Raw genomic sequence first — 25,464 nt, forward strand, 5'->3', positions numbered from 1 at the left:
CGTCCCGGCCATCATCGGGCCGGGCACGCGGATAGTTGGCGCGAACCGCTCAAGCGGTCGCGAGCGTCTTTTCGAGTGCAGCGATAAACGCGTCGTTTTCTGCGGGCAGGCCAATCGTGATGCGCAACCACTGCGGCAAGCCATAACCGCCAACCGGCCGCACGATCACACCCTGCTTCAGCAGCGCGAGATTGACGCGGTTGCCGGCCGCATCGTCGGTGCCCACGCGCACCAGCACGAAGTTGCCCGACGACGGCACATATTCGAGGCCAAGCCGGTCGAACGCTTCGGTCAGCCGGCGATAACCCTGCGCGTTGAGTTCTGCACTCTTCGCGAGGAACGCCTTGTCGTTCAACGCGGCAATCGCCGCGGCCTGCGCAAGCGTATTGACGTTGAACGGCTGACGCAGACGGTTCATCAGATCGGTCAACTCGGGTTGCGCGATCGCGAAACCGACTCGCAAACCGGCAAGACCGAACGCCTTCGAGAACGTGCGCGACACCAGCAGGTTCGGATAGCGACGCACCCATGCGATCGCGTCATAACGCTTTTCGGCCGGCAGGTATTCGGTGTACGCCTCGTCGAGCACCACCGCGACGTGGCGCGGCACCTTGTCGAGAAATGCTTCGATCTGCGCGCCTTCGAGAAACGTGCCGGTCGGATTGTTCGGGTTCGCGACGAACACGAGCCGCGTGTCGTCGTCGATGGCGGCAAGCATTGCATCGAGATCGTGGCCGTACTTCACGGCCGGCACAACGATCGCGCGTGCGCCAAGTCCTTGCGTAGCGAGCGCATACACCGCAAACGAATACTGCGCGTAGACGATCGACTGGCTTTTCTCAACGAACGAATGCGCAGCGAGTTCGAGGATGTCGTTGCTGCCGTTGCCGAGCGTGATCCATTCGGCGGGCACGTCGTAGTGCGCGCTCAGCGCGGCCTTCAGTTCGAACGCGTTGGCATCCGGATAACGGCCCAGCTCGCCCGCGGCCTTCGCCAACGCCTGCTGTGCCGACTCGGGCATGCCGAGCGGGTTCTCGTTCGACGCAAGCTTCACGATGCTCGCCTCGTCGAGACCGAATTCGCGGGCGACTTCCGAGATCGGTTTGCCGGCGACATAAGGCGCGATGGCGCGCACATAGGAAGGACCGAAAGGCGTTGTCATGAGTATCTCCAAAACGACATTTGATGTGTTGAATTCGCAGCAGCAAGCCGGCAAGCCGGTGTCAGCGGGCGCGCGGATACGAGCCGAGTATCTTGACGAACGCGGCCTTCTGCTCGAGCTCGGCAAGCGCCGCAGCCACAGCCGCATCGTCGCGATGGCCTTCGACGTCGATGTAGAAGTAATACTCCCACTTGTCGACGCGCGCGGGCCGCGACTCGAAACGCGTCATCGACACGCCGTGACGCGCGAGCGGTTCGAGCAGCCGGAACACCGCACCGGGCTCGTTCTTCACCGAGAAGATCAGCGAGGTCCGGTCATTCCCGCTTACGCCCGCGGGCTCCTTGCCGATCATCAGGAAGCGGGTGCGATTGTGCGGATCGTCCTGGATCAGTGAGTAGGCCACCTGCAGACCGTAATGCGTCGCGGCACGGTCGCCCGCGATCGCCGCTACCGTCGGATCGGCTGCGGCGAGACGCGCGGCTTCGGCGTTGCTCGATACAGCCTGGCGCTCGAGATGCGGCGCATGTGTAGACAGCCAGCGCTGGCATTGCGCAAGCGCCTGCGCGTGTGCGCAGACACGCGTCACGCCCGTCAGGTCGCCGCTCGCCGTCAGCAGGTTGTGGTGAATTGGCAGCGCGAGTTCGCCGCCGATCAGCAACTGCGATTGCAGCAGCAGATCGAGCGTGCGCGACACCGCGCCTTCGGTCGAATTCTCGACCGGCACGACACCGAATTCCGCTGCGCCGGCTTCGACGGAACGGAACACTTCGTCGATAGACGGGCACGGCAGCCCTTCGATCGACTGACCGAAGTACTCGTGCATCGCTTCTTCGCTATAGGTGCCGATCGGCCCGAGATACGCGGCGCGAACCGTCTGTTCGAGTGCACGGCTCGCCGCCATGATCTCGCGCCAGATGGCGCTGATGTGTTCGCCGGCCAGCGGCCCCGCGCTCATGTCCTGCAAACGCGCGATGACCTGCTGCTCGCGTTCCGGGCGAAACACCGGCGCGTTGAAATGCTTCTTCACCTCGCCGACTTCGAGCGCAACCGACGCCCGCTGGTTGAGGAGCGCGATGAGCTGCGCGTCGATAGCATCGATGCGCTCGCGCAGCGGTTTGAGTCGTAAATTAAGTTCGTCGTCCATGCGTAAAAACGGCCGTTAGATGAAAGAGTGGCACGCGTGCCCGCAATCAGGCTTCGCGCTGTTCGAATTCCTTCATGTACTCGACGAGCGCTTTAACGCCTTCGAGCGGCACCGCGTTGTAAATCGACGCCCGCATGCCGCCGACGGACTTGTGGCCCTTCAGCTGCACCAGCCCGCGCGCTTTCGCGCCGGCCAGGAAATCTTCGTTGCGAGATTCGTCGGCGAGGAAGAACGGGACGTTCATCCGCGACCGCGAACCGCGCTCGACCTTGTTCAGATAGAAGCTGCTCGCATCGATCGTGTCGTACAGCAGTGTCGACTTCTCGAGATTGCGCGCTTCGATCGCAGGCAGGCCGCCCTGCTTCTGTAACCACTTGAACACGAGCCCCGCGATGTAGATCGCGTACGTGGGCGGCGTGTTGTACATCGAATTATTGGCGGCGACCGTCTTCCATTCGAACGCCGACGGACAGATAGACAGCGCGCGATCGAGCATGTCTTCGCGCACGATCACGACGGTCACACCGGCCATGCCGATATTCTTCTGCGCCCCGCCGAACAGCACACCGTACTTGGCGATGTCCATCGGACGCGACAGGATGTGCGACGACGCATCGGCGACGAGCGGAATGTCACCGAGATCCGGGATATCGAACGTCTCCACACCGTGGATTGTTTCGTTCGTGCACAGATGCACATACGCGGGGTCGTCGGACAGTTGCCATTCGGCACGGGTGGGCGCGCGCGTGAATCCCGCCGATGTCTCGCCACTTGCCGCCAGATGCACCGCGCCGTACTTCTGCGCTTCCTTCAGCGATTTCTGCGACCACGATCCCGTCACGACGAAGTCCGCGCGCGGTTTCGCGCCCATCAGGTTCATCGGTACGATCGCGTTCTCGCCCAGACCGCCGCCTTGCAGGAACAGGATATGGTGGCTTGCAGGTACGTGGAGCAGTTCGCGCAGATCGAGCAGCGCCGCCTCGTGAATCGACGAGAACTCCTTCCCGCGATGGCTCATCTCCATCACGCTCATACCGCTGCCTTGCCAGTCGAGCATTTCGGCAGCGGCCTGACGCAGCACCTCTTCGGGCAAAGCCGCAGGTCCGGCGGAGAAATTGAAGACGCGCATCGCAAAAAACCCCGCGTGAAAAACCCGAAAAAATAATGGCCGTTTGCGCCTATGCGCAAACGGCCATTATCGCACTGTCACTGGCAACCCGCCAACCGAAGGCGCCTTGCGGCGCCTGGCGATGTTGCCGGTGCAGCCGGTTCGACTGGCTTACTTAGCCGGCTTGACGGCCGCGACTTCCTTGTCGGCCTGGTCACGCGTTGCCTTGATCGATTCCGGCATGTACTTCTGCATCAGACCGTTCACTACGTCGCGGCCCACCTGGTCTTGCACCTGGATGAACTTGCGGCCCGTCGGGCTCTTGTAGAACGACGTCAGATCCTTGATTTCCGACGTGCTGTAGTACTTCGCGTACGCGTCGTACTGAGCCTGCATCGCGTCCTGACGGAACGAATCGGTCGCGAAGACCTGACCTGCACCGTCAACCAGCTTCGGTACGGCATTCTTTTGCAGCGTCGGGACCGAAGCCTGCTTCTGCTTGTCCGTCAGCGTCTTGTTTTCCGACAGGGCGTCCGACAGGATGGCCGGAACCAGTTGCTTCGCCTGCATCTGTGCGCTGTTGCCGATCGCACCGACCAGCTTCTGCGCATCGATTGCGTCGAGCAGATCCTTGATCGCAGCCTGCTTGGCCGGGTCAACCGGAGCTGCCGCAGCTGCGGGTGCCGAAGCCGGCGCCTGCAGCGCTTGCGCCATCGCGAGAGTCGGCAGGAAAGCTGCGAGCACCATCAACTGTTTGAATCGTTTTTGCATCATTACTCCCTAAGAGAAATTAGTCGAACTGCGCGCCGCCTGGACAGCGCATCGGCCCGATGCGCTCATGTGTCCTTGCGGCTATTCACCCAGTACCGAGAAGCGCGCCGGTACGACTCAGACAACACCGCCTTCTTCATCGGCCTCGCCGTTTTCGGCGGGACCGTCGGCATCGCCTTCGGCATCGGCTTCCGCGACCTGTTGGAGACCTGAAAGCTTCGTACCCTCGTCAAGGCTGATGAGTGTAACACCTTGCGTTGCACGGCCCATCTCGCGAATCTCCGACACGCGCGTACGAATCAGCACGCCCGTGGTGGTGATCAGCATGATCTGCGCTTCCTGGTCGACGAGCGTTGCGGCGACGACCTTGCCGTTGCGCTCCGACGTCTGGATCGCAATCATCCCCTTCGTCCCGCGCCCGTGACGCGTGTACTCAATGATCGGCGTGCGTTTGCCGTAGCCATTTTCGGTTGCCGTCAGCACCGACTGCTGCTCGTCGCCCGCAACCAGCAACGCGATGACGTTCTGCCCGTCGTCGAGTTGCATGCCGCGCACGCCGCGCGCCTCGCGTCCCATCGGCCGGACATCGTTCTCATCGAAACGCACCGCCTTGCCCGAATCGGAGAACAGCATCACGTCGTGTTCGCCATCGGTGATCGCGGCACCGATCAGGTAGTCGCCGTCGTCGAGACCGACCGCAATAATACCCTTGCGCAGCGGCCGGCTAAAGGCTTCTAGCGGCGTCTTTTTTACCGTTCCTAACGCCGTCGCCATAAAGACGAACTTGTCCGCCGAAAATTCCTTGACCGGCAGTACCACCGTGATCTTCTCGCCGTCCTGCAGCGGGAACATGTTCACGATCGGACGGCCGCGCGAGTTGCGCGAACCCTGCGGCACTTCGTAGACCTTGACCCAGTAGACGCGTCCGCGGTTCGAGAAGCACAGGATGTGGTCGTGCGTGTTCGCGATGAACAGCGTATCGATCCAGTCGTCTTCCTTCATCGAGGTAGCCTGCTTGCCGCGCCCACCGCGTTTTTGCGCGCGGTACTCGGACAGCGGCTGCGACTTCACGTAGCCGGCATGCGACATCGTCACGACCATTTCCTGCGGCGTGATCAGATCTTCGGTGTTCAGTTCGGTCGCGTTGAACTCGATCTTCGAGCGGCGTGCATCGCCGAATTCGGCCTTGATAGCCGTGAGTTCGTCGACGATGATCGCCGTAATGCGCTCCGGACGAGCCAGGATGTCGAGCAGGTCGGCAATTTGCGCCATCACTTCGCGGTACTCGCCGATGATCTTGTCCTGCTCGAGACCGGTCAGGCGCTGCAGACGCATCTGCAGGATTTCCTGCGCCTGGGTGTCGGAGAGACGGTAGAGGCCGTCGCCCTGCATCCCGAACGCCGGATTCAACCCTTCCGGCCGGTAGGCCGCGCCGCCGCCGACCGTTGCATTCTCGGTCTCGGCGCGCGCCAGCATGTCACGCACGAGCGACGAATCCCACGGGCGCGCCATCAACTCCTGCTTCGCGATCGGCGGCGTCGGAGCGGCCTTGATGATCGCGATGAACTCATCGATGTTGGCCAATGCGACGGCCAGACCTTCGAGCACGTGGCCGCGTTCGCGTGCCTTGCGCAGTTCGTATACAGTGCGCCGCGTCAGCACCTCGCGGCGGTGCGACAGGAAATGCTCGAGCATTTCCTTCAGGTTCAGCAGCTTCGGCTGGTTGTCGACCAGCGCGACCATGTTCATGCCGAACGTGTCCTGCAGCTGGGTCGCCTTATACAGATTGTTGAGCACGACCTCGGGCACTTCGCCGCGCTTCAACTCGATCACGAGACGCATGCCGCTCTTGTCGGATTCGTCGCGGATGTCGGAAATACCCTCGATCTTCTTTTCGTTGACGAGCTCGGCCATCCGCTCCTGCAGCGAACGCTTGTTCACCTGGTACGGCAGTTCGTCGACGATGATCGCCATCCGCTGGCCGCGGTCGATTTCCTCGAAGTGCGTGGTCGCGCGCATGACGACGCGTCCGCGCCCGGTGCGGTAACCGTCGCGCACGCCAGCGATGCCGTAGATGATGCCGGCGGTCGGGAAATCGGGGGCGGGAATGATTTCGATCAGTTCGTCGATGGTGGCGTGCGGGTTTTTCAGCAGATGCTGACACCCATCGACAACCTCATTGAGGTTGTGCGGCGGAATGTTGGTTGCCATCCCGACCGCAATACCGGACGAACCATTGATCAGCAGATTGGGAATCCGCGCCGGCATGATGGCCGGTTCGCTTTCGCTGCCGTCGTAGTTCGGCTGGAAATCGACCGTTTCCTTGTCGATGTCGGCCAGCAGTTCGTGGCCGATCTTCGCCATGCGGATTTCGGTGTAGCGCATGGCAGCGGCGTTGTCGCCGTCTACCGACCCGAAATTGCCTTGTCCGTCCACCAGCATGTAGCGCAACGAGAAAGGCTGCGCCATCCGGACAATCGTGTCGTAGACAGCCGTGTCGCCGTGCGGGTGATATTTACCGATCACGTCGCCGACAATACGTGCGGACTTCTTGTACGCCCGGTTCCAGTCGTTGTTAAGCTCATGCATCGCGTACAGCACGCGCCGGTGCACCGGCTTCAGGCCATCGCGGACATCGGGGAGTGCCCGCCCCACGATCACGCTCATCGCGTAGTCGAGATAGGAGCGGCGCATTTCCTCCTCTAGGGAGATTGGCAGAGTCTCTTTGGCGAATTGATCCATTTATCCGTGTCTTTTTCGTGCGCAAACGGCGAAGATGCCGCGCCTTACGCGTCAGCGCCGCAGGCGCGGCGCATCACGCGATTCTAGCATGCGCAGCATCCACGACCGACGGCCTGCGTATACCTATTAGAGGAACGACCAGCGAAGCCGCCTGAGGGCTTCTGCAGCGCGTGAGAGCAGGCCCGAAAAGTGCTCGCCCGAAAACGGCGCAAAACCACGGCCGGCGGGCTCTTGCGCCAGTTAACGTTCTGTTGCGCTTGCACCACAATTGGGGGGGCTGATCGGGGGAACAGGATTTTTTTATCGTTGGAAGGGAACGATATGGCAAAATGCCAACGCACAAAGAGTTAGACACGGCTCGAAGTCTACACAGCACGTTTTTTGTTCCGCACCAATGTTATACTTCGAGCAATGTATGACTTGTCTTCGTCAACAGGCTCGCAGTAAACCTGCGGTAATCTCAATTTCGAGAGGAGAAATATGAATAAACTTTCAAAGCTCGCGTTCATTGCAGCTACCGCAGTAATGGCTGCATCGGCTTCGGCACAATCGGTGCCGGCATCGCGACAAGCCGTGAACGACAACTGGGTGAACGGTACCGGCGAATACGTGTGGATGAACGGCACGAACGAGCTTTGCTGGCGCGACGCGTTCTGGACGCCGGCAACGGCTAACGCGAAGTGCGATGGCGCACTGGTCGCCCAGGCTCCGACTCCGCCGGCTCAAGTGCCGCCGGCACCGGTGCTGACCAGCCAGAAGATCACGTATCAAGCCGACGCACTGTTCGACTTCGACAAGGCAATCCTGAAGCCGGCTGGCAAGGCAAAGCTTGACGACCTCGCCTCGAAGATTCAGGGCGTGAACCTCGAAGTCGTCGTGGCAACGGGTTACACCGACCGCATCGGCTCGGACAAGTACAACGACCGTCTGTCGCTGCGCCGTGCTCAAGCTGTGAAGGCTTACCTGGTTAGCCGTGGCATCGAAGCCAACCGCATCTACACGGAAGGCAAGGGCAAGCGTAACCCGGTTACGACGGGTTGCAACCAGCGCAACCGCAAGCAACTGATCGCTTGCCTCGCACCGGATCGCCGCGTGGAAGTCGAAGTTGTCGGTACTTCGAAGCAGTAAGCGACGCATACCGCAGTATCAAAGCCCCGCTTCGGCGGGGCTTTTTTTATGTGCTTCTGCAGCGCGCCGCTCCGACCGGCCGAGGCCGTCCGCTGTGACCGCGGCATTTTGCCGCCCTGATCGTCGGCCTATATACTCAGGGTTTATCCTCGATCGCCCGCCCACCCGCTCTACAGGCCGCTTCTGCCATGACCAATGCCGACCCCCACGAACTACAGAAATTCAGCGATCTCGCGCATCGCTGGTGGGATCCGAACGCCGAATTCAAACCGCTGCATGAACTGAACCCTGTCCGGCTCAAGTGGATCGACGCGCATGCAGCGCTTGCCGGTAAGCGTGTGCTCGATATCGGCTGCGGCGGGGGCATCCTGTCGGAGTCGATGGCCAGCCTGGGGGCGACGGTTAAGGGCATCGACCTGTCGTCGCAGGCACTGGGCGTCGCCGATCTGCACAGCCTCGAAAGCGGCGTCACGGTCGACTACGAAGAAATCGCCGCCGAAGCCCTCGCCGCCCGCGAACCGGCCACCTACGACGTCGTGACCTGTATGGAAATGCTCGAGCACGTGCCCGAGCCGGCAGCCGTCGTCGCCGCGTGCGCAACACTGGTGAAGCCCGGTGGCTGGGTGTTCTTCTCGACGCTCAATCGCAACGTCAAGTCGTATCTGTTCGCAGTGATCGGTGCGGAATACCTCGCGCAGATGTTGCCGAAGGGCACCCACGACTACGCGCGCTTCATCCGTCCGTCAGAGCTGGCCGGGTTCGTGCGGGCCGCCGCCCTGCATACGCAGGAGATCAAGGGCATCGCCTACCGTCCGTTCAGCAAGCACTTCGCGTTGTCCGACGATACGAGCGTCAACTACATGCTCGCGTGTCGCCGCGAGGCCTGACCCGCGTCAACACGCGATACCTTTTCCCGGAATCCCATGAGCGACCCCACGCCCCTGCCGCAACGTGAAGGCGACGATGCATCGATCGGCCTCTGCCAGGCTGTCCTGTTCGATCTCGACGGCACGCTCGCCGATACCGCGCCCGACCTCGCCGCTGCCGTCAACAAGATGCGCCACGAACGCGGCCTCGAGATGGTGCCGCTCGAAACCCTGCGCCCACTTGCATCCGCGGGCGCGCGCGGTCTGATCGGTGGAGCGTTTTCGATCGGCCCTGAGCATCCCGACTTCACCTCGATGCGCGAAGAGTTTCTCGCGAACTACGAAGCGGATCTGTGCATCGAGACGACACTCTTTCCCGGCATCGATGCCGTGCTCGACGATCTCGATGCACGCGGCGTGCGCTGGGGCATCGTAACGAACAAGGCCAGCCGGTTGACCGGTCCGCTCGTCGCGCTGCTCGGCCTCGACACGCGCGCGGCGAGTGTGGTCAGCGGCGATACGACACCGCATGCGAAGCCGCACCCCGCGCCGCTTCTGCATGCCGCGCGCGAACTGCGTATCGCGCCGGAGCGGATCGTCTATGTCGGCGACGACCTGCGCGACGTGCAAGCGGGCTTCGCGGCGGGCATGGTGACGGTCGCGGCCGCGTACGGCTACTGCGGCACCGACCTGCCACCTACGCGCTGGCATGCGCAACATGTCGTCGATTCGCCCGCGGAACTGCAGCGGCTGCTGCGCGAGATCGGTTAACCCGCCGTGCGGTTGCCCTGCCCTTGCCCGACAGCGCGTGTAGAAGCGTCAGTGGCACGAGAAGGCGCTCTCTTGTAGAATGTGCGTTGGCCCACGTTTGTCAGTGGGCCTTCCTTCTGCGGGGGCGACCTGGTTTCGACAGGGGTTGCGAAGCGGCTAGGGCATGTCGAGGACCCGTCACCTCGTTAATCAATGGGAAAAACGTAACTGCAAACGACGATACGTTCGCACTGGCAGCCTAAGGGCCGCCGTCCTCTGCCTAGTTCACTGACGGGCTAGTGTCGCAAGACCGGTAGCAATACCGACAGAGGTCATATACGTCAGTTAAGCCTTGGCGGCGTCACGACGTCCGGGTCGAAAAATTAGTGAATCGCCGTAGTGCAGCGTGTTCGTCCGCGTCGCTGCGGCTAAATCAAATGACAGAACTAAACATGTAGAACTGGTCGTAGAGTGCTTCTGGACGCGGGTTCGATTCCCGCCGCCTCCACCATAATTCCGCGCAGCGCATTCGTGCGCTGCGCACCCGCGGAATCTTTCCCTCCGTTTGACGCACGCGCAGACGACTAGCGTCGTGAGCGTTGGCGCGTCTGTATCCCGCCGGCTCCGCCAGCATCTCCCTGTAAAAAGCCCGCTCGGGTGAGCGGGCTCTATCTGTCCTGACGATCCAGCAACTACGAGTGCGAGGCATCAGATCGTGCCTGTCGGTTCAAGCTCATCGCGCAGCGAAAGCTCTTCAGGCCGCGACCACCCACGGCCCGTGGCGCGCGGCATCACCGACAAGACGAAGCCTACTTGGTGCTATCGCCGGGACACTGAAGATTGCAGCCATCCGGGTCCCCATCGTCGCCCTTGCGGCGCATTTTCGACGGTGCGCCCTTCTGATATTTGTTCGACGGAGCGGACGCGGCGAACGGCAGTTGCGGATGTGCCTGCAAGCGGAATTCGTCCTGCAGGATGCCGCCGGGCACGCCTGGCGAATTTTGTGCGAAAGCAACCGATGCCGTTGCGAGTACCACGCCTGCGGCGGCAGCGGCGATGCATGTCTGAATGAGCAATTTCATATCGATTCGGCGCGGCAAGAAGCCGCGCAACTAAAGCGGAGTGCGAAGTTTAGAGAGTATCGCAAACTATCCCGTGATGCAGCGTCGACGGTGCTCAGATTGTTACCTGAACTTACCCGCTCACCGTGGCGGACAGCGCACTACACGGAACCGCACGAGAAACAGCACGCTCCATCACGCGTCGTTGCCGCGCAACCCCGCATCCAGATCGAATACCTTCCCGCATTCAACCGGATCGTAGCCCGCGAGTCGCGCGACGCTGCTCACGAACGGCTCGCCGCGCAGCAGATCGATAACGGCCGCAAGCGGTGGTCGCGGCAGTCGCGTGCGATCGCAAGCGAAGTAATAGTCCTCGTCGACGACGGGAATGAAGTCGAGCCCGAAGTGATGCGCAGCCGGCTCGACGCCGAACCCGACGTCCGCCATGCCGCTCGCGACAAACGCTGCAATCGCCGAATGCGTCAGCTCCGCCGATGCGTAGCCGTTGACCCGATCGGGATCGATGCCGATGCGACGCAACGCGAGATCGAGCAACAGCCGCGTGCCGGAACCAGGCTGCCGGTTGACGAAGCGAATGTCATCGCGCGACAGGTCGCCCAATCCACCGATCCGCTTCGGATTGCCGCGCGCCAGAAACAGGCCCTGTTTGCGCCGCGTCAGATGAATCAGCACGTGACGCTGCGGATCGAGCCACCGACGATACGTATCGGCACATGCCGTACGGAATTCGCCGCGCGGCAAATGAAACCCGGCCAGATCGCACTCACCGCGTGCGAGCGCCGTAACAGCTTCTGCGCTGTCGCGATACTTGATGTCGACGGGCACGTCGCTGGCGACGAGCGCCGTGACCAGCGTCGCCACCGCGTAACCGTGCGATGCATGGATCCGTACGTCGTCAGCGGGCGGGGCGAGCCAGCGGTTCAGATCGCTTGCTACTTCGCTCGCGAGCGCCTGCATGTTGCCGCCAAGCCGCTCGCCGCACAGGCGCTGCGAGCGCAACACCGCCTGCCCCAGCTCCGACAGAACCGAGCCGCGGCCACGCTCCTTCGCGATCAGCGGACCGCCCAGGCGCTCCTCGATACTGCGTAGCAGACCCCAAGCATGACGGTAGGACAAACCCTTGAGCGTAGCGGCCTGCGCAATGCTGCCCGCCTCATCAACAAACGCCAGCAGCGGCACGACATCTGTCAGGCTGGCTTCGCGGCCATCCGCATCGCGCACGACCAGTTGCGCCCGGCATTCGATCTTGATCATATATGTCGCACCGCCTCCTATTGCACAAGCGCCATTCGCCGCCTATCGTACGCTTTATCCACACCAAATAAATGAAGCAGGGATGCACACATTATGAATCATGTGTGCATATTTGACTTCGGAGGAGCCCCATCTTGGACGACCCCACCGCCCTCGCGCCGGAGGCGCTCGTGCAGCGCCACGCGCAGCCCGGCATGTCACTGCTCGCCGTGCTGCACGCCATCCAGGACGAAACCGGTTTCGTGCCGCCGGCTACGGTCGGACCGCTTGCCCGCACGATGAACCTGTCGCGTGCCGAAGTGCATGGCGTCATCACCTACTACCACCATTTCCGTACCACGCCGGCTGCGCCGGTCACGGTGCAACTGTGTCGCGCCGAAGCGTGCCGCAGCATGGGCACCGAAGCGCTTGCGCAACACATCGAAGCGCGCACCGGCTGCCACTTCAACGATGCGCACGGCGAACACGACAAGCACAGCGCGGTGGGACTCGAATCCGTGTATTGCCTCGGCCAGTGCGCACTGTCGCCGGCGATGACGATCAACGATACGTTGTACGCTAAAGTCACACCGCAAAAATTCGATGCCCTCTTCGAGGCGGCTATGACCACGGTCGCCACCAGCGCGAGCAACCACATGGAGCAAACAGCATGACGCGCGTGTTTATTCCATGCGATTCATCGGCGCTCGCGCTCGGCGCCGACGCACTCGCTGCAGCGGTCGTGCAGGAAGCCGCCCGTCGCGGTATCGCACTCGACGTAGTCCGCAACGGTTCACGCGGACTGCTGTGGCTCGAACCGCTCGTCGAAGTGGACACACCGCAAGGCCGTGTCGGTTACGCGAATGTCGACGTCGCCGATGTTGCGTCATTGTTCGACGCGGGCTTTATCGAAGGCCGTGTGCATGCGCGGCATGTCGGTCTCGTCGATGAGATTCCCTATCTGAAGAAACAGCAGCGTCTCACTTTCGCGCGCATCGGCATCACCGACCCGCTTTCCACCGACGACTACCTCGCCCACGGCGGCCTCGAAGGTCTGCGCAACGCGCTCACTACCGATGGCGATGCCGCCTGCGCCGCGCTAATCGAATCGGGCTTGCGCGGCCGCGGCGGCGCGGCATTCCCGGCCGGCATCAAATGGCGTACGGTGCGCGGCGCGCAGGCGGACCAGAAGTACATCGTCTGCAACGCCGACGAAGGCGATTCGGGCACGTTCTCCGATCGACTCGTGATGGAAAGCGATCCGTTCGTGCTGATCGAAGGCATGACGATCGCGGGCATCGTGACCGGCGCGACCGCGGGCTACATCTACGTGCGCAGCGAGTACCCGCATGCGATCGCAACGCTCGAAGCCGCCATCGCCAAAGCACGTGCAGCCGGCTGGCTCGGCGACAGCGTGCTCGGTTCAGCGCACCGCTTCGATCTGTTCGTCGCGAAAGGCGCCGGCGCGTATGTGTGCGGGGAAGAAACAGCGCTGCTCGAATCGCTTGAAGGCAAGCGCGGCATCGTCCGTGCAAAGCCACCGCTGCCCGCACTCTCCGGGCTGTTCGGCAAGCCGACCGTGATCAACAACGTCATCACACTCGCCACCGTGCCGATCATCTTCGCGAAGGGCGCGGCGTTCTATAAAGACTTCGGCATGGGCCGCTCGCGCGGCACGTTGCCGTTCCAGCTTGCGGGCAATGTGAAGCAAGGTGGTCTCGTCGAACTCGCATTCGGCGTCACGCTGCGCGAGTTGCTGTTCGAATACGGCGGCGGCACCGCGAGCGGCCGGCCCGCACGCGCGGTCCAGGTGGGCGGCCCGCTCGGTACGTATCTGCCTGAGAGCCAGTGGGACGTCCCGATGGATTACGAAGCGTATGCGGCAGTCGGCGCGGTGGTCGGCCACGGTGGCCTCGTCGTACACGACGACACATCGAATCTCGCCGAACTCGCGCAATACGCGATGCACTTCTGTGCGCTCGAATCGTGCGGCAAATGTACGCCGTGCCGGATCGGTTCGACGCGCGGCGTCGAAGTCATCCAGCGCATCCGCAATGGCGACACGTCGACGCGCCAGGTTCAGTTGCTGCGTGACCTGTGCGACACGATGGTGTCCGGCTCGCTGTGTGCGATGGGCGGCATGACGCCGTTCCCGGTGATGTCCGCACTCGATCATTTCCCCGAAGACTTCGGTCTCGGTACTGTCCAACCCGCTGTCCCGGCAACCGCTAACGCAGCGGCAGCCTGAAGAGAGAGACTCTTATGTCCACTACGCTCAATTCTCCTTCCGGCGGCTGCGGCTCAGGCAATTGCAGTTGCAAATCGCAGGCACAGCAACGTGCCACCCGCTCGCCGCTCGACGACACCGACTACGGCACGCCGCTGCGTTACGCAGACGTCGACGTGACGCTCGAAATCGATGGCGAGGCCGTGACTGTGCCGGCCGGCACATCGGTGATGCGCGCCGCGATCGAAGCGGGCGTCAACGTGCCGAAGCTCTGCGCGACCGATTCGCTCGAACCGTTCGGCTCATGCCGTCTGTGCCTCGTCGAGATCGAAGGCCGGCGCGGCTATCCAGCATCGTGCACGACACCGGTCGAAGCGGGCATGAAGGTGCGCACACAGACCGATCGATTGCAGTCGCTACGCCGTAACGTGATGGAGCTGTACATCTCCGATCACCCGCTCGACTGTCTGACCTGCCCCGCGAATGGCGACTGCGAACTGCAGGACATGGCCGGCGTGACCGGTTTGCGCGAAGTGCGTTACGGCTTCGACGGCGCGAACCATCTGAAGGACAAGAAAGACGAGTCGAACCCGTACTTCACCTACGATCCGTCGAAGTGCATCGTCTGCAATCGCTGCGTGCGTGCCTGCGAGGAAACGCAGGGCACGTTCGCGCTGACCATCGCGGGCCGCGGTTTCGAATCGCGCGTCGCCGCCAGCGAGAACCAGCCGTTCATGGATTCGGAATGCGTGTCGTGCGGTGCATGTGTCGCCGCCTGCCCGACTGCGACGCTGCAGGAAAAAAGCGTCGTCATGCTCGGCCAGGCCGAACACTCGGTTGTGACGACCTGCGCGTATTGCGGCGTCGGTTGCTCGTTCAAGGCCGAGATGAAGGGCAGCCAGGTCGTGCGCATGGTGCCAAACAAGAACGGCGCCGCAAACGAAGGCCACGCGTGCGTGAAGGGCCGCTTCGCGTGGGGCTACGCGACGCACAAGGACCGCATCACGAAGCCGATGATCCGCGCGAAGATCACCGACCCGTGGCGCGAAGTGAGCTGGGACGAAGCGATCAGCTATGCAGCATCGGAATTCCGTCGCATCCAGGACAAACACGGCCGCGATTCGATCGGCGGCATTACGTCGTCGCGCTGCACGAACGAGGAAACCTACCTCGTACAAAAACTCGTGCGCGCTGCGTTCGGCAACAACAACGTCGACACCTGCGCGCGCGTCTGCCATTCGCCGACCGGCTATGGACTGAAGACGACGCTCGGCGAATCGGCGGGAACGCAGACGTTCCGCTCGGTTGAGAAAGCCGATGTGATCGTGGTGATCGGCGCGAATCCGACCGATGGCCACCCGGTGTTCGCATCGCGTCTGAAGCGTCGCGTGCGCGAAGGGGCGCGGCTGATCGTCGTCGATCCGCGCCGCATCGATATCGTCGATACACCGCACGTGAAAGCCGTACACCATCTGCAACTGATGCCCGGCACCAACGTCGCAATCGTCACCGCGCTCGCGCACGTGATCGTCACCGAGGGCCTGCTGAACGAAGCGTTCATCGCCGAGCGCTGCGAAACGCGTGCGTTCGAACAATGGCGCGCGTTCGTTGCGCTACCGGAGAACTCGCCCGAAGCCACCGAGGCAACCACCGGCGTGCCCGCCGACCAGGTCCGCGCAGCCGCGCGCATCTACGCAACCGGCGGCAACGCCGCGATCTACTACGGCCTCGGCGTCACCGAACACGCGCAGGGCTCGACGATGGTGATGGGCATCGCGAATCTCGCGATGGCGACCGGCAACATCGGTCGCGAAGGTGTCGGTGTCAATCCGTTGCGCGGTCAGAACAACGTGCAAGGTTCGTGCGACATGGGTTCGTTCCCGCACGAACTGCCCGGCTACCGCCACATCAGCGATTCGATCACACGCGCCCTCTTCGAGGATGCCTGGAACGTCACGCTGCAGCCCGAACCGGGCCTGCGGATTCCGAACATGTTCGACGCCGCCGTGCACGGTACCTTCAAGGGCCTGTACTGCCAGGGCGAAGACATCGTGCAGTCGGACCCGAATACGCACCACGTATCGGCTGCGTTGTCGGCGATGGAATGCATCGTCGTGCAGGACATCTTCCTGAACGAAACGGCGAAGTACGCACACGTGCTGCTGCCCGGTTCGACCTTCCTCGAAAAGGACGGCACGTTCACCAACGCCGAACGCCGCATCTCGCGGGTGCGCAAGGTGATGCCGCCGCTCGCCGGTTACGCGGACTGGGAAGTCACGATACTGCTCGCGCGTGCGCTCGGCTATGAGATGGACTACGCGCATCCGGGCGAAATCATGGACGAGATCGCGCGTCTCACGCCGACGTTCCATGGCGTGTCGTATGCGAAGCTCGACCAGCTCGGCAGCATCCAGTGGCCGTGCAACGAGCAGGCCCCCGACGGCACACCGACGATGCACATCGACGAATTCGTGCGCGGCAAGGGCAAGTTCGTCATCACGAAGTTCATTGCCTCGCCGGAAAAAGTCACACGCAAATTCCCGCTGATCCTGACCACCGGACGCATCCTGTCGCAATACAACGTCGGCGCGCAGACGCGCCGCACCGAGAATTCGCGCTGGCACGACGAGGACCGGCTCGAGATCCATCCGCATGACGCGGAAGAACGCGGTATTCGCAACGACGACTGGGTTGGTATCGAATCGCGCGCGGGCCAGACCGTGCTGCGCGCGAAAGTAACCGAACGGATGCAGCCGGGCGTCGTGTACACGACGTTCCACTTCCCCGAGTCGGGCGCGAACGTGATCACCACCGACAGCTCCGACTGGGCCACCAACTGCCCCGAATACAAGGTCACGGCCGTTCAGGTGATGCCGGTCGAGCAGCCGTCGCAATGGCAGAAAGACTACTCGGTGTTTAACGCCGAGCAACTCGATCTGCTACGCACGCGCGAGCTGGCGAACGCAACGGCCGGTAAATAAAAGGACAGGCGATGGATGAACAGAACCTGATCGACATGGCGAACCGGATCGGCGATTTCTTCGAGTCGATGCCGGATCGGGAGGAAGCGCTCGATGGTATCGCCGATCACATTCGCCGCTTCTGGGAGCCGCGCATGCGTCGCACATTGCTGGCGACGCTCGACCAACCGCCCGCGGACAACGAGATGTCGGCGATCGTTCGCGAGGCGCTGGTGCGGCATCGCGTGTCGTTGACGCCGGCGGCGGCCGTTGCTTGATGCACGCTGCCTAGTCCGCGTCAGATTCCTCTCCAGACATCGCATTCTTCGTGAACCACGCATCACAGTAGCGCTGCAACGCGCGCAGATCCGACGACGGCCGGCCGCGCGCGCCGATATATCCGTCGGGTCTCACCAGATAGAACGACGGACGCGTACGCCCATACGCGTCGCTCAACGACAACGCTCCATCGCCGACCCTATCCGTCACGCGCCACACGCGCACGGCATCGGGTAACGCCTGCTCGACTGTAGCCGCAAGCTGATCGAGATCGCGGTCACGCGGCGGCGCTGAAGTCGAGGCCGAATCGTTTGGGCCCAGACCACCGGCACCTCCCTCTCCGCCTTCGTCTGCGGCTACCAACAGGAATAGCGAAAAGAACGCCGGATCGTGCAGATCGAATATGCATCCGGTGCCCGGCACACGTCCCAGCGGTCCATCGACGATATGCACGAGCGCATCGGGCGCCCGCGCTCCCGCATGCGGGCCGCCGTCGAGTACGCGTTCGAGCGTGAGCGGCGAGCGCCGGTACTGCACGGCCAGTTCGCTGACCTGGCGACGCGCCGCGTCACGCAGCGGACCGAGCGCGGCGAGCGCCGGCATCACACGTTCGCGCAGCAGCTTGAGCGGCCCGTGATCGGCCTGCGCAAGTTGCATGACGAAACCGGTCTGCCGCAGCACCTCGCGTTCGATCGGATGACGCTCTGTGTGATACGTGTCGAGCAACCGGTCGGGCGCGTCGCCTTTCAGCACTCGCGCCAGCTTCCAGCCCAGATTGAACGCTTCCTGAATGCCCGTGTTCATGCCCTGCGCACCCGCCGGACTGTGCACGTGCGCAGCGTCACCAGCGAGAAAGACGCGCTCCGTACGCAGTTGTTCGACCATGCGGCTGTTCACATGAAAGTATGCGGACCAAGCAAGCGCCGATAGCGCGACCGGATGATGGATACGCCGCTCGACGATCTCGCGGCACTCTTCTAGCGACGGCACCGGTGGTGTCTGCGCCGTTTCGCTTTCGCCCTCACCTTTAAGGTTGCCCGCAACCGGAACCGCCGCATGATCGGCGATCAACCGATGGCGGCCATCGCCCATCGGAAACAGCGCAGCGATCCCCTCGCCTGACGCGAAGATATGAAACTCGTCGGTGGGCCATTCGGTATCCGCGTGCAGATCGGCCAGCAGAAAAGTCTGCTCGAAGGTCCTGCCCGCGAAGCTCATGCCGAGCTGCTTGCGTATCAAGCTGTGTGCGCCGTCGGCGGCAATCAGATACGCGGGGTGCAAGGTCTCGACATGACCGTCTGGATGTTGCACGTTCACGCGCAGGCCAGCGGCGTTTTGCGTGAGCGTCGTCAGTTCGACGCCGCGCTCGACGGTGACGCCGAGCGTCGCGAGATGCCCGGTCATCAATCGTTCGGTGATGGACTGATCGAGGAACAGCAGATACGGATAACGCGTCTGCAGCGGATCGAAATCGAGCTGGACGAGCCGGTGACCGTTCGAGTAGAGATTCGCCGCGCGCGCTCGATGACCCAGCTCGAGAAACGGTTCAACGAGCCGGTGTTGTTCGAAAAGTTCGAGTGTGCGCGCCTGGATACCAATTGCGCGCGTATGCGAATCGGGTTGAAGCGCCTTGTCGATCAGACGGACAGGAACGTGCGCACGGGCCAGACTCATCGCAGCGGCGAGCCCGGTCGGACCCGCGCCGACGATCAGCACCGGCGCTGCATCGAAGGAAGCAGCCGTCATGCGGGCCTCCACGGATGAACACATCGTCTAGTGTACGCCGCTGTGTCAACGGCTTTCGACGCGGCGCATCAAAGCGCACGCCGGTTTTGATGGGCGTGCGCTACGCCGCCGGTTCAGTGCAGTCAGTGTGAATGCGGCGGCCGGTCGAGCGTGCAGTGATGATCGGTCGTGCCGAGGTCGACCTGCAACGTCGCGTGATGCATCTCGAAGCGCTCGCGCAGCGCGATCACCATGCCGTCGACGGCAGCGTCGCCGGGATGCCCCGCGGGCATCACGACGTGCGCGGTCAACGCGTTGCCCGTGGTGGATAGCGCCCATACGTGGAGGTCGTGAACATCGGTGACGCCGGGTTGTTGCGCGAGAAAACTGCGGATGCGCTGCAGATCGACACCGGGCGGCACCGCATCGAGCGCGAGTCGGATCGAATCGCGCAGCAATCCCCACGTGCCATAGACGATCACCGCCACGACGACGATGCTCATCGCCGGGTCGAGCCACGTCCAGCCAGTGCCGAGAATGACGAGCCCGCTCACCGCGACGGCGCCGGAGATGGCGGCATCGGCGGCCATATGCATGAACGCGCCGCGCACGTTGAGATCCTTCTCCTGGCCACGCATGAACAGCCACGCGGAAAAGCCGTTCACGATCATGCCGATGGTGGCGACGACGAACACGTCGAACCCTGCGACGGGCGCCGGATTCAACAGACGGTTGATCGCCTCGGCGACGATCACGCCGCACGCGAACAGAAGCAACCCTGCGTTGGCGAGTGACGCAAGTATCGACGAACTGCCGAAGCCGAATGTATAGCGCGCCGACGGCCGGCGCGCGGTGAGCCAGATCGCGCCCCACGCGAGCAACAAGCCAAGCACATCCGACAGGTTGTGGCCCGCGTCCGCCAGCAGCGCCGTCGAATGCGCGAGTACACCGTAGATAGCCTGCACGATGACGATCAGGATATTCAGCGTAACCGCGAGTGCGAATGCGCGGCCCTGGCCCTCCACCGGTGCGTGATGGTGGTGATGGCTGTGGCCGCCGTGGCTGTGGTCGTGGCCGCTGTGGTCGTGGTCGTTTTCGTTGTCGTGACCGGCACTCGCTTCGTCTGCATGGCCGTGGTCGTGCTCATGACCAGCGTTCGCTTTGTCCGCATGATCGTGACGGCCGTGGCCATGTTCACCGCCGGCATTCGCTGCGTCGGCGTGGTTGTGGTCGTGATCATGCGAATGAGCATGCCCGGATGCCGTCCCATCCTGCGGCGTCCCGGCGACTTGCGACGCACGATCGTCGTCATGCTCGCCGGCGGCTGGCGTATTCGTCATTCTGTATCCTGGGGAAGTTCGTTGGCCGGCTCGGCGACGTGCTCCAGCATGTCCGCGAGCATGTTGCTGATATGACTGTCGGCTGCACGGTAGAACACCTGCTTGCCCTGACGTTCCGCGCGCACGATCCGCGCCGCGCGCAGCAATCGCAAATGATGGCTGACCAGCGACGACGACAGCCCGAGCACATCGGCGATCGCGCCCACCGCGCGCTGCTCGTCCACGCAAACGAGCACGATGCGCAGCCGCGTCGGATCGCCGAGCAGGCGGAACAGATCGGCAATGGGCACGACGCGATCGTCGACGACGGCAGGCAGCATGGAAGGTTCGGCAGAAGGGACGCCCGGTCGCCGCATGGAGACCGGGCAGCAGGGAAAATAACATATGAACAAGTATTCACATGTTAGCCGAGGCCGCCTGACCGGTCAAATCGCGGGGCTATCCTGCGAGTGTGGGAAAATGCGCGCTCTGCCTTACCCGATTCGTCGTCTTCCGTCATGGAACCTCCTTTCGACCGCGCGTACGCGGCACATCTTGACGGCCGCCTCGCCGACGCCGAGCGCGGTTACCGCGCAACGCTCGACGCCGATCCCGTACATGTCGATGCGCTGCATCTGCTGGGCGTGCTGCGCCACCAGCAGGGCCAGCACGCGGAAGCGGCCGACCTCGTGCGCCGTGCCGCCGATCTGCGCCCGGACGACGCCGCGCTGCAGCTAAACCTCGGCAACGCGCTCAAGGCGATGGGTCAGCTGGACAACGCAATCGAACGGTTTCGCAATGCGTTGACGCTCGCGCCGACCTTTCCGATGGCGCACTACAACCTTGGCAATGCGTACGCGGCAACCGGTCGCCACGAAGATGCCGCCGACGCGTTCCGCCGGTCACTGCGCCTGCAACCTCAGGACGCGTCGTCGCATAACAATCTCGGCAACGCGCTGCACGCGCTGGGTGAGCATCGCGAGGCAATCGCATCGTTTCGCCGCGCGCTCGAACTGCGCCCGGGCCACGCTGGCGCGCACAACAATCTCGGCATGGCGCTCAATGCGCTGCATCAACCCCACGAAGCGATCGTCGAATTTCGTGCGGCGCTTGCAGCGGAGCCGCGCTTCGTTGCCGCGCAATTCAATCTCGGCAACACGCTCGATGCGATCGGCCAGCATCGCGAAGCCATCGATGCATTCGAAACCGTGCTTGCGCTGCAACCAAACCTGCCACCCGCGCTGTTCGGCCTCGGCAATGCACTGGCCGCGCTCGGTCAGCACGCGCAGGCGTTGCCGCGTTTCGAGCGCGCGGTTGGCCTCGATCCGCAGTTTGCGTTTGCGTGGTTGAGCCTCGGCACTGCGCATCACGCGCTCGGCGCGCATGCGGCGGCGCTGCGCGCATTCGATCAGGCGCTGCGTCTGCGACCCGATCTCGCGCCCGCGCATATGAATCGCGCACTCGTGCGTTTGACGCTCGGCGACTTCGCGCGTGGTTTGCCGGAATACGAGTGGAGATTGCGGGTTGTCGAGGGTATGGATGTGGTGGGTGGCGCGGGTACGTTGAGTGCGTCAAATGCGCCGGGTGCGTTGCATGCGGCGACTGTAGCGAATGGGGCAAGCGCATCGAATGCAGCGAATGCAGCGAATGCAGCGAATGCGCAGGATATCTCGCACTCATCCATCGCGTCGCGCGTATCGCCGACATCGACGCGCGCTTCATCCGCCCTGCCGCGCTGGCACGGCGAGCCACTCGACTCGCGCACCCTGCGTATCTACGCGGAACAGGGCTTCGGCGACACGTTACAGTTCGTGCGCTATATCCCCGAACTCGCACAGCGTGCGGCACGAGCGCGCGTGATACTCGAGGTGCAACCGCAACTGATCCCGATACTCGAACCCGCAGCACGCGCATGGCGCGTCACGCTGATCGCGCAAGGCACAGCGCGGCCGGATGCGGATCTGCACTGCCCGCTACCGAGCCTGCCGCTCGCCTTCGGCACGACCTTCGACACGATCCCCGCACGCACGCCTTACCTCACCGTGCCGCCCGCTTACCAGCGCAAATGGCGCGGATCGCTGGGTGGACACGCGAAGCGCAAGATCGGACTCGCGTGGTCGGGCCGCATCCAGCAGCAGGAAAACCGCGCGATGCCGCTCGCGGCGCTCGATCCGTTGTTCGCGCTGGAAGGCATCGACTGGATCGTGCTGCAACCCGATTTGAGCGCGGAAGATCACGCGGCACTCGATGCGCACCCGCAGGCTGCATCGATTCATCGCATAGGTCAGCGCGCGGGACAACGGGCCGGACAACGCATCGTCGACTTCGCCGACACGGCGGCGATCGTCGAACGGCTGGAAGCGGTGGTATCGATCGATACGTCGATCGCGCATCTGGCCGGCGCACTGCATCGGCCGCTCTGGTTGATGTTGCCGTTCGCCGCCGACTGGCGCTGGTTCACCGACGACACGCGCAGCCCGTGGTATCCGGGCGCGCGACTCGTGCGCCAGCCGCGGCCTGGTGCGTGGAATGAAGTCGCGGAAACAGTCGCACGTGCGCTGCGCGACGCCTAAACGTGCTCATTGCACAACACCCGGGCCGCGCCTAAGCGACACCCAAGCGACGCCCAAGCTGCACTTATGCTGCATTTAAGTGGCACCTAACCACCACTCGCCCAGCACCCAGGCAACATCCCCCCACCAAAGAAAAACCCCACGCGCCGCAAAGGCAGGTGGGGTTCCGTGCAAGACCAGTCAGCCACTACCCAGCGGTACGCTCACGCACCGCTCGCTACTACGCAGTTCGATACTGGTTACGCGCTTCCGGCGTGCGATACAACACGAGCGTCGCGATCAGCCCGCACACCGCGGCCACAGCCATCCACAGACCAGGCGCAGCCTTGTTGCCCGTGGTGTGGATCAACAGTGTCGAGATGGCCGGCGTGAAACCGCCGATCGTCGTCGCAAGACTATAGGCAAGCGAGAAGCCCGCAGTGCGAACGGCGGCCGGCATCACTTCGGTCAGCGCGACGACCATCGCGCCGTTATAGCTGCCGTACAGGAACGAGAGCCACAGTTCGACGGTCAGCAGACGGCCGAACGACGGGTCCGCCACGAGCCACAGCACTGCCGGATACGACGTGAGAATGGTCAGGATCGTGAACGTGAGCAGCACCGGCCGGCGCCCGATGCGATCCGATAACGCGCCGGCGAGCGGCAACCAGATCAGGTTCGACAGACCGATACAGACGGTCACGACGAGCGTATCGAGCGACGACAGTTTCAGCACTTCCTTGCCGAACGTCGGTGTGTACGCAGTGATCATGTAGAACGACACCGTCGTCATGATCACCATGCCCATGCCGCCCAGCACCACGCCCCAGTTCTGCACCATCGACTTCATGATCTCGCCCATCGACGGGCGATGCTTCCGCGCGAGAAACTCGTCGGTCTCTTTCAGCGAGCGGCGGATCAGGAACAGGAACGGCACGATCAGACAGCCGATCAGGAACGGCACGCGCCAGCCCCACGCCGTCATCTGGTCGGCCGGCAGCAGCTTGTTGAGCAGCACGCCGATCAGCGCGGCGAACACCACGGCGACCTGCTGGCTACCCGACTGCCATGAACAATAGAAACCCTTGTGGCCTTTCGTCGCGATCTCCGACAGATACACCGACACGCCGCCCAGTTCGACACCCGCCGAGAACCCTTGCAGCAGGCGCCCGAGCAGCACGAGCACCGGCGCGAGAATACCGATCGTCGCGTAGCCCGGTATCGCGGCCACCGTCAGTGTGCCGAGCGCCATCAGCCCGAGCGTGAGAATCAGGCCCTTGCGCCGGCCGTGGTGATCGATATACGCACCGAGCACGATCGCACCGAGCGGGCGCATCAGGAAGCCGGCGCCGAACACGGATAGCGACAGCATTAGCGACGCAAATTCGCTGCCGCCGGGGAAGTAGGTCTTGGCGATCGCGGACGCGTAATAGCCGTAGACCATGAAGTCGTACATCTCGAGAAAATTCCCGCTGACGACGCGGAACACCGTGCGGACTTTCGATTCCTCGGTGGAAGACGCGTGAGACGCGTGGGACGCAGTAGACATGACACTCTCGGGTGAGCCCGTTGCCGGCGGACGGTGGCAGGATCGGGGAGTTAACTAACGACCATCCACTGCATCGGCAAGCGGATGCCCCGGAGCGAACTGGACAGGACACTAGAACACGCGCCGGGGGCGCTGCATTCTGACGCTGCGACTCTTGCCGCGGTATCCGGGTAAACATGGAGCCAGACGAGCGTCGCCAGCGATTCGAATTTTAGCGTCCCTGCGGCCAGTTTGCGCTGCGGCGCACCGCACGACGCGCGAAGCTTCACGCGCGCACGCCGGTAGCGGCGGTACACTCTGCGTTCGTCTGTTTCGACCCGATCCCGTCTCGATGTCTACCGCTTCCGTTTCGCTGCGCCCCGCCACTGTTAGCGATGCACCATTGCTCGCGTCGATCCACGCCGCCAGCTGGCAAGCCACCTATCGCGGACTGCTGCCCGACGCCTTTCTCGACAGCGAAGTCACGCGTGAGCGTGCGGCCTACTGGCTCAACCGGATGAACGCGCCGGGCGCCGAGCGGCGCATCGTTCTGATTGCCGAACGTGACGGCGAAGCGATCGGTTTTGTCTGTGTGGAACGTCAGATCGATACGCCTTGGGGCGTGTTGCTCGACAACCTGCATGCGCTCCCCGCGCATCAGGGAATCGGCGCGGGCAAGCTGCTGATGCGTGCCGCCCAGGACTGGGCACGCACACAAGGCGCGGTACAGCTCTATCTATATGTGCTTGCAGGCAATACACCCGCGATCCGTTTCTACGAACGCCAGGGCTGGGAGTTCTCGGGTGCGGAACCCGATCAGATGGGCGGTATCGATATCACCGCGCTGCGCTATATCTATCGGCTCGATCGGGCTGCGGCGACCTGAGT

Annotated in this window: 20 protein-coding genes and 1 other RNA gene; 10 read left to right on the plus strand and 11 right to left on the minus strand. The window is 63.1% G+C overall.

Going from position 1 to position 25,464, the window contains the following annotated elements; genetic code table 11:
- Window positions 1–49: 49 nt before the first annotated feature.
- The 5 genes from hisC to gyrA form a co-directional block, all read right to left on the minus strand.
- Window positions 50–1,162 carry a histidinol-phosphate transaminase gene (gene hisC, locus BWP39_RS04980; protein WP_096717450.1) on the minus strand — a complete coding sequence of 371 codons (1,113 nt, stop codon included), beginning with the start codon at window positions 1,160–1,162 and terminating at the stop codon, window positions 50–52.
- A 61-nt stretch (window positions 1,163–1,223) separates the two neighbouring features.
- Window positions 1,224–2,306: a prephenate dehydratase gene (gene pheA, locus BWP39_RS04985; RefSeq protein WP_096717452.1), complete on the minus strand. Its 1,083-nt coding sequence runs from the start codon at window positions 2,304–2,306 to the stop codon at window positions 1,224–1,226.
- 46 nt (window positions 2,307–2,352) lie between these two features.
- Window positions 2,353–3,435 carry a 3-phosphoserine/phosphohydroxythreonine transaminase gene (gene serC, locus BWP39_RS04990; RefSeq protein WP_096717454.1) on the minus strand — a complete coding sequence of 361 codons (1,083 nt, stop codon included), beginning with the start codon at window positions 3,433–3,435 and terminating at the stop codon, window positions 2,353–2,355.
- 150 nt (window positions 3,436–3,585) lie between these two features.
- The gene (locus BWP39_RS04995) at window positions 3,586–4,185 is read right to left on the minus strand and encodes a DUF2059 domain-containing protein (protein WP_096718559.1); all 600 of its coding nucleotides are present in this window, start codon (window positions 4,183–4,185) and stop codon (window positions 3,586–3,588) included.
- Between the two features lie 117 nt (window positions 4,186–4,302).
- Window positions 4,303–6,927 carry a DNA gyrase subunit A gene (gene gyrA, locus BWP39_RS05000; RefSeq protein WP_096717456.1) on the minus strand — a complete coding sequence of 875 codons (2,625 nt, stop codon included), beginning with the start codon at window positions 6,925–6,927 and terminating at the stop codon, window positions 4,303–4,305.
- A gap of 480 nt (window positions 6,928–7,407) precedes the next feature.
- On the opposite strand from gyrA, the gene ompA reads away from it, so the two are divergent.
- From ompA to ssrA, 4 genes are all read left to right on the plus strand, one after another.
- On the plus strand, window positions 7,408–8,055 hold the full coding sequence (gene ompA, locus BWP39_RS05005) for an outer membrane protein OmpA (protein WP_096717458.1): 648 nt from the start codon (window positions 7,408–7,410) through the stop codon (window positions 8,053–8,055).
- A 188-nt stretch (window positions 8,056–8,243) separates the two neighbouring features.
- A complete protein-coding gene (ubiG, locus tag BWP39_RS05010; RefSeq protein WP_096717460.1) occupies window positions 8,244–8,942 on the plus strand; it encodes a bifunctional 2-polyprenyl-6-hydroxyphenol methylase/3-demethylubiquinol 3-O-methyltransferase UbiG in 699 nt (232 codons plus the stop codon).
- A 36-nt stretch (window positions 8,943–8,978) separates the two neighbouring features.
- The gene (gene gph, locus BWP39_RS05015; RefSeq protein WP_096717462.1) at window positions 8,979–9,692 is read left to right on the plus strand and encodes a phosphoglycolate phosphatase; all 714 of its coding nucleotides are present in this window, start codon (window positions 8,979–8,981) and stop codon (window positions 9,690–9,692) included.
- Between the two features lie 120 nt (window positions 9,693–9,812).
- Window positions 9,813–10,182, plus strand: a transfer-messenger RNA (tmRNA) gene (gene ssrA, locus BWP39_RS05020).
- A 298-nt stretch (window positions 10,183–10,480) separates the two neighbouring features.
- Here ssrA and BWP39_RS05025 read toward each other — a convergent pair.
- Both BWP39_RS05025 and BWP39_RS05030 read right to left on the minus strand, forming a co-directional pair.
- Complete coding sequence (locus tag BWP39_RS05025) at window positions 10,481–10,753, minus strand: hypothetical protein (RefSeq protein WP_096717464.1); 273 nt, start codon at window positions 10,751–10,753, stop codon at window positions 10,481–10,483.
- 174 nt (window positions 10,754–10,927) lie between these two features.
- Window positions 10,928–12,007, minus strand: a complete 1,080-nt coding sequence (locus tag BWP39_RS05030; RefSeq protein ID WP_096717466.1) for a substrate-binding domain-containing protein — start codon at window positions 12,005–12,007, stop codon at window positions 10,928–10,930.
- A 134-nt stretch (window positions 12,008–12,141) separates the two neighbouring features.
- Here BWP39_RS05030 and BWP39_RS05035 point away from each other — a divergent pair, with 134 nt between their 5' ends.
- Genes BWP39_RS05035 through BWP39_RS05050 form a run of 4 tightly spaced genes read left to right on the plus strand, consistent with a single transcriptional unit; the run spans window position 12,142 to window position 17,451 of the window.
- The gene (locus BWP39_RS05035; protein WP_096717468.1) at window positions 12,142–12,660 is read left to right on the plus strand and encodes an NAD(P)H-dependent oxidoreductase subunit E; all 519 of its coding nucleotides are present in this window, start codon (window positions 12,142–12,144) and stop codon (window positions 12,658–12,660) included.
- Window positions 12,657–14,234: a formate dehydrogenase beta subunit gene (locus BWP39_RS05040; protein WP_096717470.1), complete on the plus strand. Its 1,578-nt coding sequence runs from the start codon at window positions 12,657–12,659 to the stop codon at window positions 14,232–14,234. Before BWP39_RS05035 ends, BWP39_RS05040 begins: the two co-directional genes overlap by 4 nt.
- Window positions 14,235–14,248: 14 nt before the next feature.
- Window positions 14,249–17,194, plus strand: a complete 2,946-nt coding sequence (gene fdhF / locus BWP39_RS05045) for a formate dehydrogenase subunit alpha (RefSeq protein WP_096717472.1) — start codon at window positions 14,249–14,251, stop codon at window positions 17,192–17,194.
- An 11-nt stretch (window positions 17,195–17,205) separates the two neighbouring features.
- Window positions 17,206–17,451, plus strand: coding sequence for a formate dehydrogenase subunit delta (locus BWP39_RS05050; RefSeq protein WP_096717474.1), 246 nt, complete (start codon window positions 17,206–17,208; stop codon window positions 17,449–17,451).
- A gap of 10 nt (window positions 17,452–17,461) precedes the next feature.
- Here the strand turns inward: BWP39_RS05050 and BWP39_RS05055 are convergent, their stop codons facing one another.
- From BWP39_RS05055 to BWP39_RS05065, 3 genes are all read right to left on the minus strand, one after another.
- Complete coding sequence (locus tag BWP39_RS05055; protein ID WP_096717476.1) at window positions 17,462–19,198, minus strand: FAD-dependent monooxygenase; 1,737 nt, start codon at window positions 19,196–19,198, stop codon at window positions 17,462–17,464.
- Between the two features lie 122 nt (window positions 19,199–19,320).
- Window positions 19,321–20,517: a cation diffusion facilitator family transporter gene (locus BWP39_RS05060; protein WP_096717478.1), complete on the minus strand. Its 1,197-nt coding sequence runs from the start codon at window positions 20,515–20,517 to the stop codon at window positions 19,321–19,323.
- Window positions 20,514–20,837 carry an ArsR/SmtB family transcription factor gene (locus tag BWP39_RS05065; RefSeq protein ID WP_096717480.1) on the minus strand — a complete coding sequence of 108 codons (324 nt, stop codon included), beginning with the start codon at window positions 20,835–20,837 and terminating at the stop codon, window positions 20,514–20,516. Before BWP39_RS05065 ends, BWP39_RS05060 begins: the two co-directional genes overlap by 4 nt.
- Before the next feature lie 177 nt (window positions 20,838–21,014).
- On the opposite strand from BWP39_RS05065, the gene BWP39_RS05070 reads away from it, so the two are divergent.
- Window positions 21,015–23,069 (plus strand): tetratricopeptide repeat protein, encoded by a 2,055-nt coding sequence (locus tag BWP39_RS05070; RefSeq protein WP_096717482.1) that lies wholly within the window; start codon window positions 21,015–21,017, stop codon window positions 23,067–23,069.
- A gap of 220 nt (window positions 23,070–23,289) precedes the next feature.
- Here the strand turns inward: BWP39_RS05070 and tcuC are convergent, their stop codons facing one another.
- Entirely contained in the window at window positions 23,290–24,597 is a 1,308-nt protein-coding gene (gene tcuC / locus BWP39_RS05075; RefSeq protein WP_096717484.1) for an MFS transporter, read from the minus strand.
- A 331-nt stretch (window positions 24,598–24,928) separates the two neighbouring features.
- Between tcuC and BWP39_RS05080 the strand changes: the two genes are divergently transcribed.
- The gene (locus BWP39_RS05080) at window positions 24,929–25,462 is read left to right on the plus strand and encodes a GNAT family N-acetyltransferase (RefSeq protein WP_096717486.1); all 534 of its coding nucleotides are present in this window, start codon (window positions 24,929–24,931) and stop codon (window positions 25,460–25,462) included.
- The last annotated feature ends 2 nt before the right edge of the window (window positions 25,463–25,464 follow it).

This window comes from Paraburkholderia acidicola, assembly GCF_002362315.1.
GTDB classification, from domain to species: Bacteria; Pseudomonadota; Gammaproteobacteria; order Burkholderiales; family Burkholderiaceae; genus Paraburkholderia; species Paraburkholderia acidicola.

What these genes read in the sequence shown, in the direction of transcription:
- hisC (WP_096717450.1), bottom strand. Translation starts at nt 1,162, where the DNA reads ATGACAACGCCTTTCGGTCCTTCCTATGTGCGCGCCATCGCGCCTTAT.
- pheA (WP_096717452.1), bottom strand. Translation starts at nt 2,306, where the DNA reads ATGGACGACGAACTTAATTTACGACTCAAACCGCTGCGCGAGCGCATC.
- serC (WP_096717454.1), bottom strand. Translation starts at nt 3,435, where the DNA reads ATGCGCGTCTTCAATTTCTCCGCCGGACCTGCGGCTTTGCCCGAAGAG.
- BWP39_RS04995 (WP_096718559.1), bottom strand. Translation starts at nt 4,185, where the DNA reads ATGCAAAAACGATTCAAACAGTTGATGGTGCTCGCAGCTTTCCTGCCG.
- gyrA (WP_096717456.1), bottom strand. Translation starts at nt 6,927, where the DNA reads ATGGATCAATTCGCCAAAGAGACTCTGCCAATCTCCCTAGAGGAGGAA.
- ompA (WP_096717458.1), top strand. Translation starts at nt 7,408, where the DNA reads ATGAATAAACTTTCAAAGCTCGCGTTCATTGCAGCTACCGCAGTAATG.
- ubiG (WP_096717460.1), top strand. Translation starts at nt 8,244, where the DNA reads ATGACCAATGCCGACCCCCACGAACTACAGAAATTCAGCGATCTCGCG.
- gph (WP_096717462.1), top strand. Translation starts at nt 8,979, where the DNA reads ATGAGCGACCCCACGCCCCTGCCGCAACGTGAAGGCGACGATGCATCG.
- BWP39_RS05025 (WP_096717464.1), bottom strand. Translation starts at nt 10,753, where the DNA reads ATGAAATTGCTCATTCAGACATGCATCGCCGCTGCCGCCGCAGGCGTG.
- BWP39_RS05030 (WP_096717466.1), bottom strand. Translation starts at nt 12,007, where the DNA reads ATGATCAAGATCGAATGCCGGGCGCAACTGGTCGTGCGCGATGCGGAT.
- BWP39_RS05040 (WP_096717470.1), top strand. Translation starts at nt 12,657, where the DNA reads ATGACGCGCGTGTTTATTCCATGCGATTCATCGGCGCTCGCGCTCGGC.
- fdhF (WP_096717472.1), top strand. Translation starts at nt 14,249, where the DNA reads ATGTCCACTACGCTCAATTCTCCTTCCGGCGGCTGCGGCTCAGGCAAT.
- BWP39_RS05050 (WP_096717474.1), top strand. Translation starts at nt 17,206, where the DNA reads ATGGATGAACAGAACCTGATCGACATGGCGAACCGGATCGGCGATTTC.
- BWP39_RS05055 (WP_096717476.1), bottom strand. Translation starts at nt 19,198, where the DNA reads ATGACGGCTGCTTCCTTCGATGCAGCGCCGGTGCTGATCGTCGGCGCG.
- BWP39_RS05060 (WP_096717478.1), bottom strand. Translation starts at nt 20,517, where the DNA reads ATGACGAATACGCCAGCCGCCGGCGAGCATGACGACGATCGTGCGTCG.
- BWP39_RS05065 (WP_096717480.1), bottom strand. Translation starts at nt 20,837, where the DNA reads ATGCTGCCTGCCGTCGTCGACGATCGCGTCGTGCCCATTGCCGATCTG.
- BWP39_RS05070 (WP_096717482.1), top strand. Translation starts at nt 21,015, where the DNA reads ATGGAACCTCCTTTCGACCGCGCGTACGCGGCACATCTTGACGGCCGC.
- tcuC (WP_096717484.1), bottom strand. Translation starts at nt 24,597, where the DNA reads ATGTCTACTGCGTCCCACGCGTCTCACGCGTCTTCCACCGAGGAATCG.
- BWP39_RS05080 (WP_096717486.1), top strand. Translation starts at nt 24,929, where the DNA reads ATGTCTACCGCTTCCGTTTCGCTGCGCCCCGCCACTGTTAGCGATGCA.